Below are 17,149 nucleotides of genomic sequence, written 5' to 3' on the forward strand. Positions count from 1 at the left end.
CGCCCGCGGACGCTGCCGCGCCGACCGGCACGGCCGGCGCCCGCTCATCAGGACGCGGCGGCGATGCTGCGCGCGCGCTCGGCCAGCCCCTGGACGACGGAGTGGAAGCTCCGCAGCTGCCTCACCTTGCCCTCGCCGAAGCGCCGCTCGATGCCGCGCCGGAGCGCCGGCACCCTGGCGGTCCCGCCCGTGCAGCACACGACGTCGATGCCGTCGAATGACAGGCCCGCGTCCGCCACCGTCCGGTCGAGCGCGCCGAGGATGGAGTCGATCTGCCGCTCGCTCCCGGCCTCGAACTCCTCCCGGGCGATGCGCTCGCGGATGTGCATCGACGGGTAATCGAAGCGGAACTCCGCGGCCGCCTCGCCGGACAGCGCGCACTTGCTGCGCTCGATCTCCTCGAAGAGCCGGAAGGCCAGCGAGTCCTCCACGAGGCAGAGCAGGTTGTCCATGCGCTGCCGATCCTCGGGCCCGAGCGACCACGCCTTCACGTCGCGGAGGAAGGTGAGGACGTCGCGGTGCTGGAGCACCGTCATGTCGGCCGGTGAGCAGAGCTTCTCGGCGATGGATCGCGGCATGGTCAGCTGGTTCGAGCCGAGCGGGACGCGGTAGGTGACCTCCGCGCCGAAGTGGCGGGCGATCTTGTGGCGCATGAGGCTGCCGTCGAGCGCGTCCCCCGCCACCGAGACGCCGCCGAGCGACAGCACGTCGGACGGCGAGAACCCCTCCGGCCGCATCCGGACGATCGTGTAATCGGACGTCCCGCCGCCGAAGTCGGCGACGAGGACGACGGCCCCGCGATCGAGCTCCAGGTGGAAGTCGTGCGCGGCGGCGACCGGCTCGGGGCAGAACGAGACCTCGCGGAAGCCCGCGATGCGCGCCGCCCGCTCGAGGCGCTCCTCGGCGAGCCGATCGTCGGCCGGTTCGGCCGAGAACTTCGCCGGCCTGCCCAGCACGACGCGCGCGACGTCGGCGTCGAAGTGGCGGTTCGCCTGCTCGCGCATCTCCCGGAGGAAGCGGCCGATCAGGTCCTCGATGGTCACGACCCGGTGCCCGATCTGCGTGCCGGAGAAGCTGCGATCGGGGAGGTATTTCTTGATCGAGCGGATGAAGCGGCCCTGCATGCCGTTCGCGACGAAGTCGCTGATCGCCGCCGCGCCGCAGGAGAACCGCTCCTGCCCGAAGAACAGGAGGCTCCGGAGGACGGTCGGATCGGCCGCCGCGGCGTCGAGCGGGATGGGCGGGCAGGTCGCCTCCGCGCTGGCCGCCGAGAGCAGCGAGTTGGAGGTACCGAAATCGACGGCATACACCTCGGGCCTGAATCGTGCGGACATGATCTCGCCTCCTCGTGGGGTGCTTCGCGAGCACGCGGATCTCGCCGACATGGCCACTATTTACAAGCTATCGAATGCATGAGAGAATGGTGACGGGCTCGCGGGATGAGCAGAATTTGCGAGCCCCGCCCGCGTTGCTACGACACGCGGGTCACGCGCCGCAGCGCCACGGTGAGCGTGACGAGCGCGATCAGGGTCGGCACGGCGATCACGCCGACGTCCACCCAGCCGAGCCACTCGGCCGGGTCGAGGCCCAGGGCGGGGATCGGCAGCGCGAACGCGTTGTAGGCGGCGGCGCTGAGCGCGAGGACGCCGCACGAGACGAACAGCCACACGAGCGCGCCGAGCAGGCCGTGGCCGAGGCGCTCCATGGCCGGCGCGCTCCGCCAGCGGCCGACGAGGACCCGGAGGGTGGCGACGAAGGCGATGAAGGCGAGCGCGCCCGCGGCGCCCGCGGCGAGGAGGACCTCGCTCTGGCTGAGCGCCCGCCGCTCGGTGATGCCGTAGACCCTGCGGAGGACCATCGCGGCGCTGGTGAAGACGGCCGCGCCCGCGGCGAGGCTCACGGCGATGGACAGCAGCGACGCGACGGGGCGAGCGCGCCGCGCCTTGCGCGTCACGTCGTCCGCGCTCTGGCCCTGGGCGTTCGGGATGACGACCGTGGCCCGCTCGTCGTTCGGGGCGCCTTCGGTCACGGCGACGCCCACGCCGAGCGCGCGGGAAGGCGCGAGCGGATCCTGCAGATCGAAGTCCGCGAGCAGGCGATCGAGCTCCTGGGCGGACGGCGGCCGGTCCTCGCGCGCCCGGGCCATGGCGCGCTGGATCAGCGCCTCGAGCCCCTCGGGGATGGTCTTGTCGATGTCGCGCGGGCGCCGGGGGTCCTCGGTGAGCAGGCGGAGCATGGTCCGCGTCGGCTCCTCCTCGGGGAAGGGCCGCTCGCCGGTCAGCATGCGGTACAGCACGGCGCCGACCGCGTAGATGTCCGCGCGCGAGTCGACGTCGGCCGAGCCGCGCGCCTGCTCCGGCGCCATGTACTGGGGCGTGCCGACCACCGAGCCGGTGCGCGTGAGGTCGGCGCCGTCGAGCACCTTGGCGACCCCGAAATCGAGGATCTTCACGTGGACGCTGCCCCCTTCGCGCCGGACGAGGAACAGGTTCGACGGCTTGAGGTCGCGGTGGACGACGCCGGTCGCGTGGGCCGCGGCCAGGCCGCGGCAGACCTGGCGCGAGATCGTGATGGCGGTGGGGAGCGGCAGCTTGCCGACCTGGTCGAGGAAGGCGCCGAGGTCCTCGCCCTTGAGCAGCTCGGTCACCATGCACGGGCGCCCGTCCTTGAGGCGGACGATGTCGACGACGTCGATCACGTGCTCGTTGCCCACGCGCGCGATCGTCTGCGCCTCGCGCTCGAAGCGCGCCATCGCCTCCCGGTGGCTGGCGAAGTGCTCGTGCGGCACCTTGACGGCGAAGCGCTTCGGCAGGCGGATGTGCTCGGCGACGTAGACGCGGCCCATGCCGCCCGCGCCGATCACGCCGGTGATGCAGAAGCTCCCCGCGAGCAGCTCGCCGACCATCGGATCGGTCGCGGTCACGCCCTGGAGCTCCAGGGCCGTCGCGTCGATGGGGCAGACGAGGAAGTCGAGCGGGTACCGGACGCCGCACACGGGACAGCGTCGGGTGGGCCTCTCCGGGGGTACCTGTTGCCGTGCCTGGTCCGGGGCGGCTTGCCTGGCTAGGTCGGCCATCGACGGCGAGTCTAATCGAGAAGCGGGTTCCGGGCGCGACGGATCGGCCCCGGGGCTGGCGCAGGGCGACGCCGGAGAGCTCCGCCGGCTGCCGCGCGGCGGCCTGGCGGCGTCCGCGGCGCGTCCCGGTGTCACGCGGGCATGGGCCGGAGACCCACCTGGCCGGGCCTCATCACGTCGATGCCCACCCGTGGGGAGCTGTCGCTTTCGCTGGCTGCGCCGATGGGCGGGTGGTCCCGGACCAGCGAGCGACAGCGGAGCTCCGTGCCCACACGACACGCGCCGCGATCTGCGCGTGATCCGAGCGGGCCTGATCGCCGTGAAGGTGGAAGTCTTCAATGGCTCCCTCCTGTCTTCCCGGGGGCATCGATCGCGGACACCGGTGGACACGCAACCCCACGACGTCCGTTCGAGCGGGCAAAGAGGGGAATCGCGACACGGAGGACGGGTATCGAGCAGGACCTGAGAGATCCTTCATTTTATCGGCATTTTTTAGAGAAATATTGAACAGGGAGGCGGGGAGACGGGGAGATTCATGGGATTTTATTCCCCTTCTCCCCGCCTCCCCGCCTCCCTGTGAATTCTCCCGGACTATTCGAGGGGATGCGGCCACCTCGGAGCTCAGGCAGGGCCCGAGCCCTCTGCGGGCGCGGCTTCACGGCTCATGATGCGACGAAGGAAGCTTGAGGCGCGAGCGTTGTGCTGATGGGCCCGCTGGGGTATAGCGAGCTTCGATGGGATCTTATCACGGCGCCCCGACCGACGTCGCCTCGGTCCTTCGCCAGGTTCGCAGGCCCAGGCGGGCGGTCGTCACCGCAGGCATGCCCTACGCCAACGGGATGTTGCACCTTGGGCACCTCGCGGGGGCGCACGTCCCTGCGGACATCCACGCGCGGTGGCTGGGCCTCGTCATCGGCCGCGAGAACGTCCTCTTCGTCTGCGGCACCGATGATCACGGCTCCGCCAGCCAGATCGCGGCGCGCCAGACCGGGGTGCCGATACGCGAGTTCATCGACGGCATCCACGAGAAGCAGCGCGCGAGCCTCCGGCGGTATGACATCGATCTCGATGTCTACTCGGGGACCTCGCGGCCGGAGTGCTTCCCGATTCAGCAGGAGCTCGCGCACCGCTTCCTCCGGCGCCTGCACGACAACGGCCTCTTGGAGAAGCGCACGAGCAGCCAGTGGTTCGATCCGGAGCTCCAGTGCTTCCTCCCCGACCGCTTCGTGCGCGGGCGCTGCCCCAACCCGAAGTGCGACAACGGAGACGCGTACAGCGACGAGTGCGATCGCTGCGGTCACCAGCACTCGCCCTCAGAGCTCGGCAGCCCGCGCAGCGCGCTCAGCAACGCCACGCCGGTGATGCGCGACACCGCGCACTGGTGGCTCGACATGTGGGCCGTGTCCGAGACGCTCCGGGGCTGGATCCAGGGCAAGCAGGGCGCGTGGCGCCCGGCGGTGCTCGCGGACGTGCTGAACACCGTGATGCCTTCGCTCCGCTTCGAGGCCGAGCTCGCCCCGACGTACAAGGAGATCAAGGCGTCGCTGCCGAAGCACAAGGCGAAGTTCACGCAGGATCGGAAGGTCCTGCTGCAGCTCGGCAGCAAGCCGGAGATGGAGGAGGCGCGCGCCGCCCTGGCGCGCCATGGCGTCCCCAGCGAGCCCGTCGAGGACTGGGCTCACCGCGCCATCACCCGCGACGTCGCCTGGGGGCTCTCCTTGCCGGTGGATCTCGATCCGGAGCTCTGCGGCAAGACGCTCTATGTCTGGCCCGACTCGCTGATAGCGCCCATCGCCTTCTCGCAGGTCGCGCTCGCCCGGAGGGGCGTCGATCCGGCGCGGTACGTGGACTTCTGGTGCGATCCGGAGGCCAGGATCTACCAGTTCCTCGGCCAGGATAACGTCTTCTTCTACGTGCTCATGCAGGGCGCGATGTGGCTCGGTACGCAGCCCGATCCGCGCCGGCTGCCGGCGCCCGGCGAGCTGCAGCTCACCGACGTCCTCGGGTGCTTCCACCTGCTCGTCGGGGGCGACAAGATGAGCAAGTCGCGCGGAAACTTCTTCACCGCCGATCAGCTCCTCGACGAGAAGGGGTATTCACCGGACCAGATCCGTTATTACCTGGCGCTGCTCGGCCTCGCGGAGAAGCCGTCGAACTTCGATTTCGCCAAGCTCGACGAGCGCAACCGGTTCCTCGCCGGGCCGCTCAACGCAGCGTTCGAGCGGCCCATCTCGGCGGCGCACTCGAAGTTCGACGGGCGCGTGCCCCACGGCGCGCTGCTCGACAAGGTCGTTTCGGACACCCTGCGCATCGTCCAGCGGTATGTGCGCGCGATGGATCGCGCCGACTACCCGACGCTGCTCTTCGAGATCGAGAACTACGCGCGCGTCATCAACAGCCTCTTCGCGCAGTTCAAGCCGCACGACGATCGGCACCCGGAGGAGGGCCGCCGCGACGCTCTCTTCTCCTCGTTCTACGTGCTCAAGAACCTGATGATCATGCTCTACCCGTTCGTCCCGACCACGATGGATCGGCTGCGGGAGTCGCTCCGGCTCCCGCCGGAGGTCTTCCGCCTCGAGGAGCTCGGCACCCCCATCCCCGCCGGGCACGCCATCGGTCCCAAGCAGGTCTACTTCCCGCCGGCGCCGGAGGAATAGCTCCGCGTGTCAGAAATCCCGCCAGAAACATCGGTCGATGACGAGCGGTCGCCGGAAACAGTAGCGATTTTCATGGTTTCCGCCGGTCTCCCCGCCGAGGGCGGCTCCAATGTGGCCCAACGGGGCGCCCTCCGTCGCCGCGTCGTCAACGGGGCCGCGTTCACTCCACAGTCTGCGGCGGCAGGAACAGGGTGGGTCGCCGGTGCCGGCGCTCGATCAGCGCGTAGGTAAAAGAAGCCGGATCGCAGCGCGAAGAAGTGTAGCGCAGCAAACCGAAAGGGTGGGACCGCGAGCCTCGTGAGCGTGGTCCGGGCGGCGCCGAGCGCGCTACGGGGCGCATCGACGTGCCGTGGGCCCACGTGTCCGTCCGGGCGTTGGTCTGGCCCGGGAGGCGCGTCGCGAGACGCTATGCGGCGTCACCGGGCGCCTTGCGGCGCAGAACGGTGCTCTTCCAGTACGGCGGCCGCCGCGTCGGCGCTGGGAGAGCGAGCTGGGACGTCGGTCGGCTCGCCGAGCGCGGAGAGGAAGCGGGCGATGTTCCTTGGCTCGGTCACCATGGCGACGAGCTTCATCCGCCCCTTGCAAGCTGGGCACTCGAGGACATCGATCGCAAATGTGCGGCGCAAGATCTCGGCCCACGGTCGATAGCCGCCACGCTTGCGTTTCGGAGCGGCGTCATCGTCCGCCTTCGTAGGCTCTTGTGGCTTCGCAGGGCGCGGTCCGATGCGCTTGCGCGCCAACGTGGGCGACTTGCCGAGGCGAGCACGCCAGCGTACTTGACGGTGTGAAAGCGCGGCGGCGGGACGCTGGCCGCGAGGCGGCACAGGAGCGAGGCGCGTCAAGGGCGGCGCAGCCGCCGAGCCCTGCGAGGAACCCTTGACGCGCCCGAGCACCCCGGCACACTCAGGACGCGATGGGCCGACCATCACGCCTGTGACCGAGGCCCGCTCACTGTCGCGATGGCCATCAGCCAGGCCGAGCGAGAGAGCATCAACCAGTTTGACTCTCAACAGTCAGTGAAGCCTAGCCAGATCGGCCCCGTCGCTCAGGGGACCTTCATCAGGGCGTTCTGCTCTGCTTGCACGCGGCCATCGGTGCAGAACTTGCAGTTGTCGCCGTAGAAGAAGTTCCTGTTCGCTGTGTCATCCATCAGATGAACGCGGAACCAGGCCGCGGCCGACGACAGGGACACGCCATTTGCGCCCTGATAGACCCAGCTACCGTGATCCGCGTTGAGCTCGTTGAGGAAAAACGCGGGCTGATCGGTGACCGTCTTGAAGACATTGTTGACCCCGCTGCATTTCACCGTGGAGTCTTTCCCCCCGCAGAAGAACAACATGGGGGTGTGCACTCCCTCGAGGGCACTGGTGCCGCAAATCGTGCCGAGGGCCGAGAAACGGGGATCGGAGGCCGTCTTGCAAGTCGACATGCCCCCATAGGAATGGCCAAGCTGGCCGATCTTCGTGGTGTCGAGGGCGTGATAGTACGGGCTGCTCGCATCCTCGGCTTGTTCCAAGATCCAATCGAGGCCCGCGGTCGTGGGAAGAGGATCGCCTTCGGCGGTCGCGGTGCTGAGAGAAGCCACCACGACGAAACCGTGGGACGCGAGATGGTTGACGATCGGTCCGTATTGTCCGCACCACTGATTGCTGCCGGCGTTGACGACGCATTTCGGCGGGTTCTGCTCCGGATTGTCCCGGTAGCCATTGGCCCAGATCAGGATCGGATGGCAGTGGCCGCTGGTTGCGATATTGCTCGGGCGGTACACGTGGAAGCGCTGTTGCTCGTTCCCATAGATCGGATCGGGAACGACGCCGGCGAGGGGGCCGACGTTCTTGTCTGCGGTGACCGAGAAGGGGCCCGTCTTGGTAGGATCGGCCGTGGGGAACGGGTCGCCGACGCAGCCACTGACCGAGCCGCCGCTACCGGTCGTGCCGCCGCTTCCGGCATTTCCTTGGCCGCCGCTGCCCGTTTGCCCGCCCGAAGCCGCGCCACCCGTGGCCCCACTCGAGCCGCCCGACGCCGAGCCGCCCGACGCCGAGCCGCCAGCCCCACCACTGGATGCGCCGGCGCTGGATGCGCCGCCGCTTTCGGCCGTTCCCCCAGAGCCCGTCGCACCACCGGAGGCCGTGCCCCCGCTGCCCGTCCCACCGCTGTCCGTGCCAACCGCGCCCCCGCTCGCGGCAGCGTCCCCATTCGATCCGTTACCACACGCCGCGGTGGAAACGCACACGCCCAAAGCCAGTAGCCAACGCCTCATGGTGACTCTGTCCTCGCCCAGCCGCTCAGCGTCGTCAAGCGCTTTGGCGGACAGGACAAGTAAACGCGTTCCGCAAAGTCAAGATCCTCGGAGCCGTTCCTGGCTCGTGCAGTCCGACTGTACGAGCTTATCGACAGAACGGGCCTTATGCGATCAGACAGGCCTTCCACTCGTGAAACGCCTGCGATTACCGCGACGTCGCACCAAGCGGAAGGCATCCTACCGTATAGCTGTACACTACTGGCACCAAGCGGAAGGCATCCTACCGTATAGCTGTACACTACTGAGCTCGTCCAAACGGCCGCCGTCGCGGTTCGCGGCGCGTCGTGATGGCCAGGGTCGGCCGTCGTCGTCGTGAATATTGCGCGCACCCGGTACGTGTGCGGTACGAGCGCCTCGCGCACGAACGCCGTGAGCTCGTCGTCGACCACGTCGTGCGGGTCGTCTCGGATCAGGTAGACCGCACCGACGTCGGGGAAGTCGTCACTCTCGCGGCGGTCGCCCTGTCCGGTCACGGAGCGCACGCGCGACAGCGTGAGCACCTCGGGGGCCTGCGCGACCCACCGCCCCATGTCGTCGAACCGGAACGTTAACGCCCGCCGCCGTATGAGCGCCGCCAGGACGCCGGCGAGCAGCGTGAACATCTCGTCGGACGCATCGACCATCAGGCACACCGTGCGGCACGACCAGATCGCCGCTGTGATGTCGTGCCAGAGGGCACCCGAGCGCTCGCCCGTCGGCGCATCGTCGACGTGGAAGCCGAAGGTGAGCGGATCGACCGGCAGATCAAGCTCGCCGTCCTTCCACGCGACCACGCCCCGTGCGCTCCCGCCGCCGTCGCGCGCCGCGCGCTGGGATGGTGGCCCAAACGGCTCTGCAAACATGCGGAATCGTTGGCCCGAAACGGACCATTTGGGCCACCACCCGCGCTGGGGCTGCTCGCTGCTGACGGGCGCGTCGCTCTTCCAGATGGTGATGTAGTCGTTGACGGTGCTGCCGCTGAGCTTGTGGGCGTAGCCCCATCTCTGGATGTTCTCGACTGCCGACGAGAGCGATGTCTGGCGCACGCGGGGGCTCGCGCTGTAGCCGAAGCCCTCGAGGAAGGTCCGGCGCTTCATCCGTGTACGGCCGCGATCCGAGCGGGCGATGGACGTCGCGAGCTCCTCGCGAGCGCGTAGGTAAAAGAAGCCGGATCGCAACGCGAAGCAGTGTAGCGCAGCAAACCGAAAGGGTGGGACCGCGGGCGTCGTGATGGCTCGGTGCTGGGTCGAAAGAGCGTGGTCCGGGCGGCGCCGAGCGCGCTACGGGGCGCATCGGCGTGCCGTGGGCACACGTGTCCGTCCGGGCTTTGGTCTGGCCCGGGAGGCGCGTCGCGAGACGCTATGCGGCGTCCCCGGGCGCCTTGCGGCGCACAACGGTGCTTTTCCAGTACGGCGGCCGCCGCGTCGGCGCTGGGAGAGCGTGCTGGGACGTCGGTCGGTTCGCCGAGCGCGGAGAGGAAGCGGGCGATGTTCCTTGGCTCGGTCACCATGGCGACGAGCTTCATCCGCCCCTTGCAAGCTGGGCACTCGAGGACGTCGATCGCAAATGTGCGGCGCAGGAGCTCGGCGCGGTTTATCGACCGCTCGATAGCCGCCACGCTTGCGTTTCGGAGCGGCGCCTTCGTCCGCCTTCGTAGGCTCTTGTGGCTTCGCAGGGCGCGGTCCGATGCGATTGCGCGCCAACGTGGGCGACTTGCCGAGGCGAGCACGCCCGCGTACTTGACGGTGTGAAAGCGCGGCGGCGGGACGCTGGCTGCGAGGCGACACAAGAGCGAGAGCGGATCCATATCCACCGCGACAGTCCCGTCAGCGAAGGCGCGCTTGAGCGACAGCCGCACCAGGCCGTCCTGCTGCGGCTCGACGCGCTCCTTTGCGATCGGGGGTCGCAGCACGTAACGCAGCAGCGCCTCCCTCGCCGCGGCATGGTGCGCACCGGCGCGCGTCGCTGCGTGCAAGGTGAAGCCATCGAGCGCAGCGCACAGCGGCTTGTCGTACGCGAGCGCGCTCGGACAATACGACGAGAGCCCGCGGAGCCATTGCGGGGCGACGACGTATGGCGCGGCTCTCGTCCCGAGACGGCGGAAGCACAGAGCGCGGCCTCGGGCTCGTCGTCCTCCTCGACGTCGTGCTCGATCTCGAGATGCCCGTGCCGCCGGAGGGAACGGAGCATCCGCCCGACGGCGTGCTCTAGGACTTGACCGACCTCGCCCGTTCGCAGGTGACCGAGTTCGTTCCACACGAGCTCGGTGCCGTCTTCGTGATAAGCCCCGTCGAGGAAGACCACGTGCAGGCTCACCGAGGTGGAACCGCCGCTCGCCGCGCCGGAGGAAGCGTCCTGCTCGGGGTCGGCGCAGGCGGCGTCGAGCAGCGCAAAGGCGAGCAGCGCGCCCGCGATCGTCCAATGTTGCGACAGGCGTTCTTCCTTGCTGCCTTGGTGGCTGGAGGAGGATCGAGGATACCGAAAGCCTGGTCCGCCGAGAAGCGATGAATCGTGGTCTGCGTGTAGGTGTGGCGTGAGCGATGGCCGACAGAGGTCCTGATAGAAGCAGACTGCGGGACTATAAATTTGACGCCCCACTGCGCCGGGACCATGCTCCGGCGCTGGTATGAAGCATTGTAACCAATACGGTAGATGGCTGCTGGTCGCAGCCCTGACCATCCCTGTTCCCGCCTGCGGGGACGACTCCACGGATCCCCCGGCTGACGCGACAGGGTCGGGCGGCTCCGGCGCAGGCTCCACCACCGGCACCGCCGGTGGCGGCGGCGAGGGCGGCTCCGGCGCGGGCTCCACCACCGGCACCGCCGGCGGCGGCGGCGAGGGCGGCTCCGGCGCGGGCTCCACCACCGGCACCGCCGGCGGCGGCGGCGAGGGCGGCTCCGGCGCGGGCTCCACCACCGGCACCGCCGGCGGCGGCGGCGAGGGCGGCTCCGGCGCGGGCTCCACCACCGGCACCGCCGGCGGCGGCGGCGAGGGCGGCTCCGGCGCGGGCTCCACCACCGGCACCGGCGGTAGCGGCGGCGCGGGCGGCTCCGGCGCAGGCACCACCACCGGCACCGGCGGCAGCGGCGGCGCGGGCGGCTCCGGCGCCGGCTCCACGGGCACCGCCGGCGGCGGCGGCGAAGGCGGCTCCGGCGCAGGCTCCACCACCGGCACCGCCGGTGGCGGCGGCGCGGGCGGCGAGAGCGCGTCGGTCGAATGGCCGACGGTGACGAGCGAGATCGCGCTCGACCCGGAGATCGAGGACGCCATCGCCGAGCTGCTCGCGCAGATGAGCGTGGCGCAGAAGGTCGGCCAGATGGTCCAGCCCGAGATCCTGGCGATCACGCCGGACCAGGTCCGGGAGTACCACATCGGCTCGGTGCTGAACGGCGGCGGCTCCTGGCCGGGCCGCTCCAAGCACGCGACCGTGGCCGACTGGGTCGACCTCGCGGACGCCTATTACGCGGCCTCCATCGACACGAGCGGCGCGCCCGGCGAGCACCTCGGCATCCCCGTCATCTGGGGCGTGGACGCGGTGCACGGCCACAACAACGTGATCGGCGCGACGCTGTTCCCGCAGAACATCGGGCTCGGCGCCATGAACGATCCCGATCTCATCGAGGAGATCGGCGCCATCACCGCCGCCGAGGTCGCCGTCACCGGGCTCGACTGGGCCTTCGCCCCCACGCTCGCCGTGGTGCGGGACGATCGGTGGGGCCGCTCCTACGAGGGCTACTCCGAGGATCCGGAGATCGTGAGGAGCTACGCGGGCCGGATGATCCGGGGCCTGCAGGGCCGGCCGGCGGACAGCGCGGACCTGTTCAACGGCGCGCACGTGGTCGCGACCGCCAAGCACTTCATGGGCGACGGCGGGACCGAGCAGGGCAAGGACCAGGGCAACACCGTCTGCTCCGAGGAGGCTCTGCGCGACATCCACGCCCAGGGCTACCTCTCCGCGCTCGCGGCGGGCGCGCAGACCGTGATGGCGTCGTTCAGCAGCTGGAACGGCGACAAGATGCACGGCAATCAGTACCTGCTCACCGACATCCTCAAGGGCCAGCTCGGCTTCACCGGCTTCGTCGTCGGCGACTGGAACGGGCACGGCCAGCTCCCGGGTTGTAACAACACGCGGTGCGCCGCGGCGATCAACGCCGGGGTGGACATGATCATGGTGCCCAACGACTGGATGGCGTTCATCGAGAACACCATCGCCCAGGCGGAGAGCGGCGAGATCCCGATGGCCCGCATCGACGACGCGGTGACCCGGATCCTGCGCGTGAAGATGCGGGCCGGCCTCCTCGGCCCCAGGGCGAGCAAGGGCGCCCCGTCGACCCGGTCGGTCGCCGGCGACGCCGCGCTCCTCGCCGCGCCGGAGCACCGGGCCGTGGCGCGCGAGGCCGTACGCAAGTCGCTCGTCCTGCTCAAGAACAAGGGCGATGTCCTGCCGCTCAGCAAGTCGATGAACGTCCTCGTGGCCGGCAAGACCGCAAACAACATCCAGAACCAGTCCGGCGGCTGGACGCTGACCTGGCAGGGCACCGGCAACACCAACGCCGATTTCCCGAACGCGCAGTCCATCTACGCCGGCATCGAGGAGACGATCACGGCCGCCGGGCTGAGCGGCGCTGCGACCCTGAGCCCCGACGGCACCGCCGCGGCCGACACCTTCGACGCCGCGATCGTGGTCATCGGCGAGACGCCCTACGCCGAGGGCCAGGGCGATATAGGCAAGTTCGAGACGCTCGAGCACGCGAACCTCTACCCCGAGGACCTCGCCGTCATCGAGACCATCCGCGCCCAGGCGCCGAGTGTGCCCATCGTCACGGTGTTCGTGTCGGGCCGCCCGCTCCACACCAACAAGGAGCTCAACCGGTCAGACGCGTTCGTGGCGGCCTGGCTGCCGGGCAGCGAGGGCGGCGGCGTCGCCGACGTGCTCTTCGGCGATCACGAGTTCCAGGGCAAGCTGTCGTTCTCGTGGCCCTCGGCCGACTGCCAGACGTCCATCAACAGGGGAGACGGCGAGGAGCCGCTCTTCGCGTATGGCTATGGCCTCGTGACCACCGACGCCGACGCGCTCGGCGACGATCTGCCCGAGGTCTCCACGGGCCACGGCTGCGATGCCCCGGACCCGGGGGCGGCCGGCACCACGAGCGAGCCGCTCGAGATCTTCGTGGATGGCGAGGACAAGGGCGACTACGTGCTGCGCATCGGCGGCCCCTCGAACTGGGGCGGCATCGACGTGGGCATGGGGGCCACCCTGCCCGGCGGCGAGGTCAGCGTGAGCACGATCGACGGCGAGATCCAGGGCAGCGCCAAGCAGGTGACCTGGAGCGCGACGGGCCAGATCTACGCGCAGGTCTCGGCGGGCGCGCCCGGGGTCGATCTGTCGCCTTACTACAACTCGGAGACCTCGATCGTCTTCCGGGCGCGCGTCGATGCTCCGCCCGAGGGCCCGCTGGTCACGCTGTCAGCCCACTGCGTGTATCCCTGCCTCGGCGACATCAACATCGCCAATACGCTGACCTCCATCGCGGACGGGGAGTGGCACGAGGTCTCCGTCCCGCTGAAGTGCCTGACGGACAACGGGCTCGACATCACCAACGTCAACACGCCCTTCCTCCTCTACTCGGAGTCGCCGATGGACGTGGCGATCGAGGACGTCCGCTGGGAGCCCTTCACCGCCGGCCCCACCCCCACCTGCACGTTCTGATCCTCTAGAGCGGCGGGCCCCCGCTTCGGATACGGGCCCACCTCGACGTTTTCGGTGCTCAGCTCCCTTTCGTGCGCTTCCGCGCCGAAAACACCGATCTGGGCCCGTCTCCTGTGCGGGTGACCGCCGCTCTGTTTCTCATGTACCGGACGCGGCTGAGCACCGCTCCCGGGCGCCTTTCGGGCGCCCCGCTTCACCCCTGGAGCGCCGGCCGGGCCGCCGCCGCGCGTGCCGGGCGCCTCCCGCGGCCGGCGTCGCTGCCGCGCGCCGCCGCCGCTCGGGTGGTGTACCCGGCGATGCGCGCGTAGCGCGTAGGTAAAAGAAGCCGGATCGCAGCGCGAAGCAGTGTAGCGCAGCAAACCGAAAGGGTGGGACCGCGGGCGTCGTGATGGCTCGGTCCTGGGTCGAAAGAGCGTGGTCCGGGCGGCGCCGAGCGCGCTACGGGGCGCATCGGCGTGCCGTGGGCACACGTGTCCGTCCGGGCTTTGGTCTGGCCCGGGAGGCGCGTCGCGAGACGCTATGCGGCGTCACCGGGCGCCTTGCGGCGCAGAACGGTGCTCTTCCAGTACGGCGGCCGCCGCGTCGGCGCTGGGAGAGCGAGCTGGGACGTCGGTCGGCTCGCCGAGCGCGGAGAGGAAGCGGGCGATGTTCCTTGGCTCGGTCACCATGGCGACGAGCTTCATCCGCCCCTTGCAAGCTGGGCACTCGAGGACATCGATCGCAAATGTGCGGCGCAAGATCTCGGCCCACGGTCGATAGCCGCCACGCTTGCGTTTCGGAGCGGCGTCATCGTCCGCCTTCTTAGGCTCTTGTGGCTTCGCAGGGCGCGGTCCGATGCGCTTGCGCGCCAACGTGGGCGACTTGCCGAGGCGAGCACGCCCGCGTACTTGACGGTGTGAAAGCGCGGCGGCGGGACGCTGGCCGCGAGGCGGCACAGGAGCGAGAGCGGATCCATGTCCACCGCGACAGTCCCGTCAGCGAAGGCGCGCTTGAGCGAGAGCCGCACCAGGCCGTCCTGCTGCGGCTCGACGCGCTCCTTTGCGATCGGGGGTCGCAGCACGTAACGCAGCAGCGCCTCCCTCGCCGCGGCATGGTGCGCACCGGCGCGCGTCGCTGCGTGCAAGGTGAAGCCGTCGAGCGCAGCGCACAGCGGCTTGTCGTACGCGAGCGCGCTCGGAGAAGACGGCGAGAGCCCGCGGAGCCATTGCGGGGCGACGACGTATGGCGCGGCTCTCGTCCCGAGACGGCGGAGGCACAGAGCGCTGCCTCGGGCTCGTCGTCCTCCTCGACGTCGTGCTCGATGTCGAGATGCCCGTGCCGCCGGAGGTAATGGAGCATCCGCCCGACGGCGTGCTCTAGGACCTGACCGACCGCGCGAGTTGGAAGATGACCGAGTTCGTTCCACACGAGCTCGGTGCCGTCTTCGTGATAAGCCCCGTCGAGGAAGACCACGTGCAGATGCGGATTGAGCCGCATGTCGCCGGACGTGCGTTGCACGACGGTCACCGCGCCGCTCTTGACCGCGCCGCACGCGCCTCGGCGCGCGGCGCCACCGGCAGCCCGAGCAGCCGTCCGATCGCCTCGTGAACGACCCGGGCCGCCACCTCATCCCCGAGGGCGACGGCGCGGCATAGGGTGCTGGCGAGCGAGGCGACCACCGCAGCCCGACGCGACGGATCGCTCACGGCGAGCTCCCCAAGCCCGGGGCTTGGCCGCTGGGCCCGGGTTGGGCCCACGCCTTCCGAGGGGCTGCGATCCGTCGTGACGCCCTCCCGAAATCCCCGGGTATCCGACGGATCGCGACGGTTCGCCCCCGCGGGATCGTCCCGCCAGAAACACCGGCCAATGGCGAGTGGCCGCCGAAAACAGCAGCTATTTCATAGCTTTCGCCTGTTTCGCCGCCGAGGGCGGTCCCGGTGCGGCCCGACGGGGCGCCCTGCGCCGCCGCATCGCGCGCGACCAAGGGAGTCGCGCCATCGCCGTCCCACCGTACAGCCACGCTGCACGCGCTGGTGAACATGGAGAACCTTGCGCGATCCGCCTACCTCCCGGAAAAGTGACGCTGTATCAGCGACTTATCCATGCATCGACGAAATACTTCTCCTGTACGCTCGCGATGCGCCGGGCGCGCGCCCGCCGTTTCCTGGATCAAGGAGGTCGCTCGGATGAGATGCAGGGTTCTGCTTCGGATCGTGCTCATCGCTTCTTTCTCACTCGTGCTCTTGCTCGCCGGTATCCGCCCGAGCGCCGCTCAGTCGAATTTGCCCTACTGGACCGAGATTCCGCAGGGCGGCGCCATCCCCGACGCCATCTGGGACGGCGCGAGCGCCTATCACCAGGGCATGTTCTACATCTTCGGTGGGTTGAACGGGACCTACCCGGATGACGAGCCCGTGGCCGATTTCAGCGCCTTCGACGTCGACACGCTGACCTGGTACGACCTCGGCCAGTACCCAGGCGGGCCGTCCGCCAGGGCCGAGTCGATGATGTGGTGCGTCGCCGAGGAGGACGCGCTGATCGTCTCCGGCGGGAGAGGTCCTTTCCGGCGCGGGCTCGACCTCACGCACCAGGACACGTTCCGGTTCGATCCGGTGCACGGGTGGACGCAGATCGCGCAGAGCGCGGCCGAGATCGGGCGCGCCAACCGCTCCACGGAGGCGGTCGCCGTGCGAAAGAAGGGGAAACACAAGACCGTCGCGTACGCCTTCTCGGGCTCGTCGTCGACGCTGCCAGCCTTCATCAACCGCCCTGACGGCCTCCAGCACAACCTGGTCCGCTACAAGAACGGCTGGAAGCAGGTCGCGACCGGCTCACCCGCCCCGCGCGCTCGAGCCCACCATCCGCTCGTCTACTCCCAGGGCTGGAACGCCCTCCTCGTCTATGGGGGATACACGAACGACGCCGTGAACGGGACCGGCCTGTTCACGCCGGAGAACTACCTCGGCGACCTCTGGTGGTTCGACGTCGACACGGAGACCTGGGATCAGCTCGTCTTCGACGAGGCCGCCGGACCGGGCCACCGCGACAACGCGAAGCTGATCGCCGATGAGCACAACGACCGCATCTGGCTGTTCGGGGGCAGCCAGTTCGACGGTACCACCCTGTCCGATGTCTGGTACTTCGATCTCCACACCGGGACCTGGACCCGCGTCGACACCGCGATGACGGGCCCCGCGCCGGCGCCGAGGTTCGGCCAGTTCTACTTCACTCGGAGGACCGCCACGGCCTACGAGCTCTACATCTTCGGGGGAGCGACCGCGGAGTTCGCGCCAGTGCTGCTCAACGACATGTGGAGATTGACGATCCCCCTCGCCTGCGGCGGCTGAGTCTCCCCAAAAGCTTCGAATACGCCGGTCTCAGGCGAATTCTCCGACCTCGCCCTGGTCACGATTTCCTGAACTCCACAGGCCGGACTGCCGGGCTGA

Annotated in this window: 15 protein-coding genes and 1 pseudogene; 6 read left to right on the forward strand and 10 right to left on the reverse strand. The window is 69.5% G+C overall.

Going from position 1 to position 17,149, the window contains the following annotated elements; translation table 11 throughout:
* Nucleotides 1-47: 47 nt before the first annotated feature.
* Both WME97_RS43475 and WME97_RS43480 read right to left on the reverse strand, forming a co-directional pair.
* On the reverse strand, nucleotides 48-1,334 hold the full coding sequence (locus tag WME97_RS43475; RefSeq protein WP_437546746.1) for an Hsp70 family protein: 1,287 nt from the start codon (nucleotides 1,332-1,334) through the stop codon (nucleotides 48-50).
* 137 nt (nucleotides 1,335-1,471) lie between these two features.
* A complete protein-coding gene (locus tag WME97_RS43480) occupies nucleotides 1,472-2,995 on the reverse strand; it encodes a serine/threonine-protein kinase (RefSeq protein WP_437546748.1) in 1,524 nt (507 codons plus the stop codon).
* 815 nt (nucleotides 2,996-3,810) lie between these two features.
* On the opposite strand from WME97_RS43480, the gene WME97_RS43485 reads away from it, so the two are divergent.
* Nucleotides 3,811-5,733 (forward strand): methionine--tRNA ligase, encoded by a 1,923-nt coding sequence (locus WME97_RS43485; protein ID WP_437546750.1) that lies wholly within the window; start codon nucleotides 3,811-3,813, stop codon nucleotides 5,731-5,733.
* Between the two features lie 416 nt (nucleotides 5,734-6,149).
* Here the strand turns inward: WME97_RS43485 and WME97_RS43490 are convergent, their stop codons facing one another.
* The 4 genes from WME97_RS43490 to WME97_RS43505 form a co-directional block, all read right to left on the reverse strand.
* Nucleotides 6,150-6,305: a hypothetical protein gene (locus WME97_RS43490; RefSeq protein ID WP_436626287.1), complete on the reverse strand. Its 156-nt coding sequence runs from the start codon at nucleotides 6,303-6,305 to the stop codon at nucleotides 6,150-6,152.
* Between the two features lie 473 nt (nucleotides 6,306-6,778).
* The gene (locus WME97_RS43495) at nucleotides 6,779-7,993 is read right to left on the reverse strand and encodes a poly(ethylene terephthalate) hydrolase family protein (protein ID WP_437546752.1); all 1,215 of its coding nucleotides are present in this window, start codon (nucleotides 7,991-7,993) and stop codon (nucleotides 6,779-6,781) included.
* Nucleotides 7,990-9,111, reverse strand: coding sequence for a hypothetical protein (locus tag WME97_RS43500; RefSeq protein WP_437546754.1), 1,122 nt, complete (start codon nucleotides 9,109-9,111; stop codon nucleotides 7,990-7,992). Before WME97_RS43500 ends, WME97_RS43495 begins: the two co-directional genes overlap by 4 nt.
* Nucleotides 9,108-10,124: a transposase gene (locus tag WME97_RS43505; protein WP_437555610.1), complete on the reverse strand. Its 1,017-nt coding sequence runs from the start codon at nucleotides 10,122-10,124 to the stop codon at nucleotides 9,108-9,110. The genes WME97_RS43500 and WME97_RS43505 overlap by 4 nt, the downstream gene beginning before the upstream one ends.
* On the opposite strand from WME97_RS43505, the gene WME97_RS43510 reads away from it, so the two are divergent.
* From WME97_RS43510 to WME97_RS43520, 3 genes are all read left to right on the forward strand, one after another.
* Nucleotides 10,088-10,225, forward strand: a complete 138-nt coding sequence (locus WME97_RS43510; RefSeq protein ID WP_437555694.1) for a hypothetical protein — start codon at nucleotides 10,088-10,090, stop codon at nucleotides 10,223-10,225. The two genes, WME97_RS43505 and WME97_RS43510, sit on opposite strands and share 37 nt — an antisense overlap.
* A gap of 3 nt (nucleotides 10,226-10,228) precedes the next feature.
* Nucleotides 10,229-10,522, forward strand: a complete 294-nt coding sequence (locus WME97_RS43515) for a hypothetical protein (protein WP_437555695.1) — start codon at nucleotides 10,229-10,231, stop codon at nucleotides 10,520-10,522.
* A 118-nt stretch (nucleotides 10,523-10,640) separates the two neighbouring features.
* A complete protein-coding gene (locus tag WME97_RS43520; protein ID WP_437546756.1) occupies nucleotides 10,641-13,724 on the forward strand; it encodes a glycoside hydrolase family 3 protein in 3,084 nt (1,027 codons plus the stop codon).
* A gap of 527 nt (nucleotides 13,725-14,251) precedes the next feature.
* On the opposite strand, the gene WME97_RS43525 is transcribed toward WME97_RS43520, so the two are convergent.
* A complete protein-coding gene (locus WME97_RS43525; RefSeq protein ID WP_436626287.1) occupies nucleotides 14,252-14,407 on the reverse strand; it encodes a hypothetical protein in 156 nt (51 codons plus the stop codon).
* Nucleotides 14,404-14,982: a transposase gene (locus tag WME97_RS43530; protein WP_437555612.1), complete on the reverse strand. Its 579-nt coding sequence runs from the start codon at nucleotides 14,980-14,982 to the stop codon at nucleotides 14,404-14,406. The genes WME97_RS43525 and WME97_RS43530 overlap by 4 nt, the downstream gene beginning before the upstream one ends.
* Here WME97_RS43530 and WME97_RS43535 point away from each other — a divergent pair.
* The gene (locus WME97_RS43535; RefSeq protein ID WP_237244081.1) at nucleotides 14,946-15,083 is read left to right on the forward strand and encodes a hypothetical protein; all 138 of its coding nucleotides are present in this window, start codon (nucleotides 14,946-14,948) and stop codon (nucleotides 15,081-15,083) included. The two genes, WME97_RS43530 and WME97_RS43535, sit on opposite strands and share 37 nt — an antisense overlap.
* On the opposite strand, the pseudogene WME97_RS43540 reads toward WME97_RS43535, so the two are convergent.
* A pseudogene (locus WME97_RS43540) lies at nucleotides 15,048-15,200 on the reverse strand (hypothetical protein); the annotation flags it as partial. The gene WME97_RS43535 and the pseudogene WME97_RS43540 overlap by 36 nt on opposite strands.
* A gap of 26 nt (nucleotides 15,201-15,226) precedes the next feature.
* Nucleotides 15,227-15,409: a hypothetical protein gene (locus tag WME97_RS43545; RefSeq protein WP_437546758.1), complete on the reverse strand. Its 183-nt coding sequence runs from the start codon at nucleotides 15,407-15,409 to the stop codon at nucleotides 15,227-15,229.
* Between the two features lie 480 nt (nucleotides 15,410-15,889).
* Between WME97_RS43545 and WME97_RS43550 the strand changes: the two genes are divergently transcribed.
* A complete protein-coding gene (locus tag WME97_RS43550; protein ID WP_437546760.1) occupies nucleotides 15,890-17,050 on the forward strand; it encodes a Kelch repeat-containing protein in 1,161 nt (386 codons plus the stop codon).
* The last annotated feature ends 99 nt before the right edge of the window (nucleotides 17,051-17,149 follow it).

Origin of the sequence: Sorangium sp. So ce367, assembly GCF_051520455.1 — a bacterium.
GTDB classification, from domain to species: Bacteria; Myxococcota_A; Polyangia; order Polyangiales; family Polyangiaceae; genus Sorangium; species Sorangium cellulosum_B.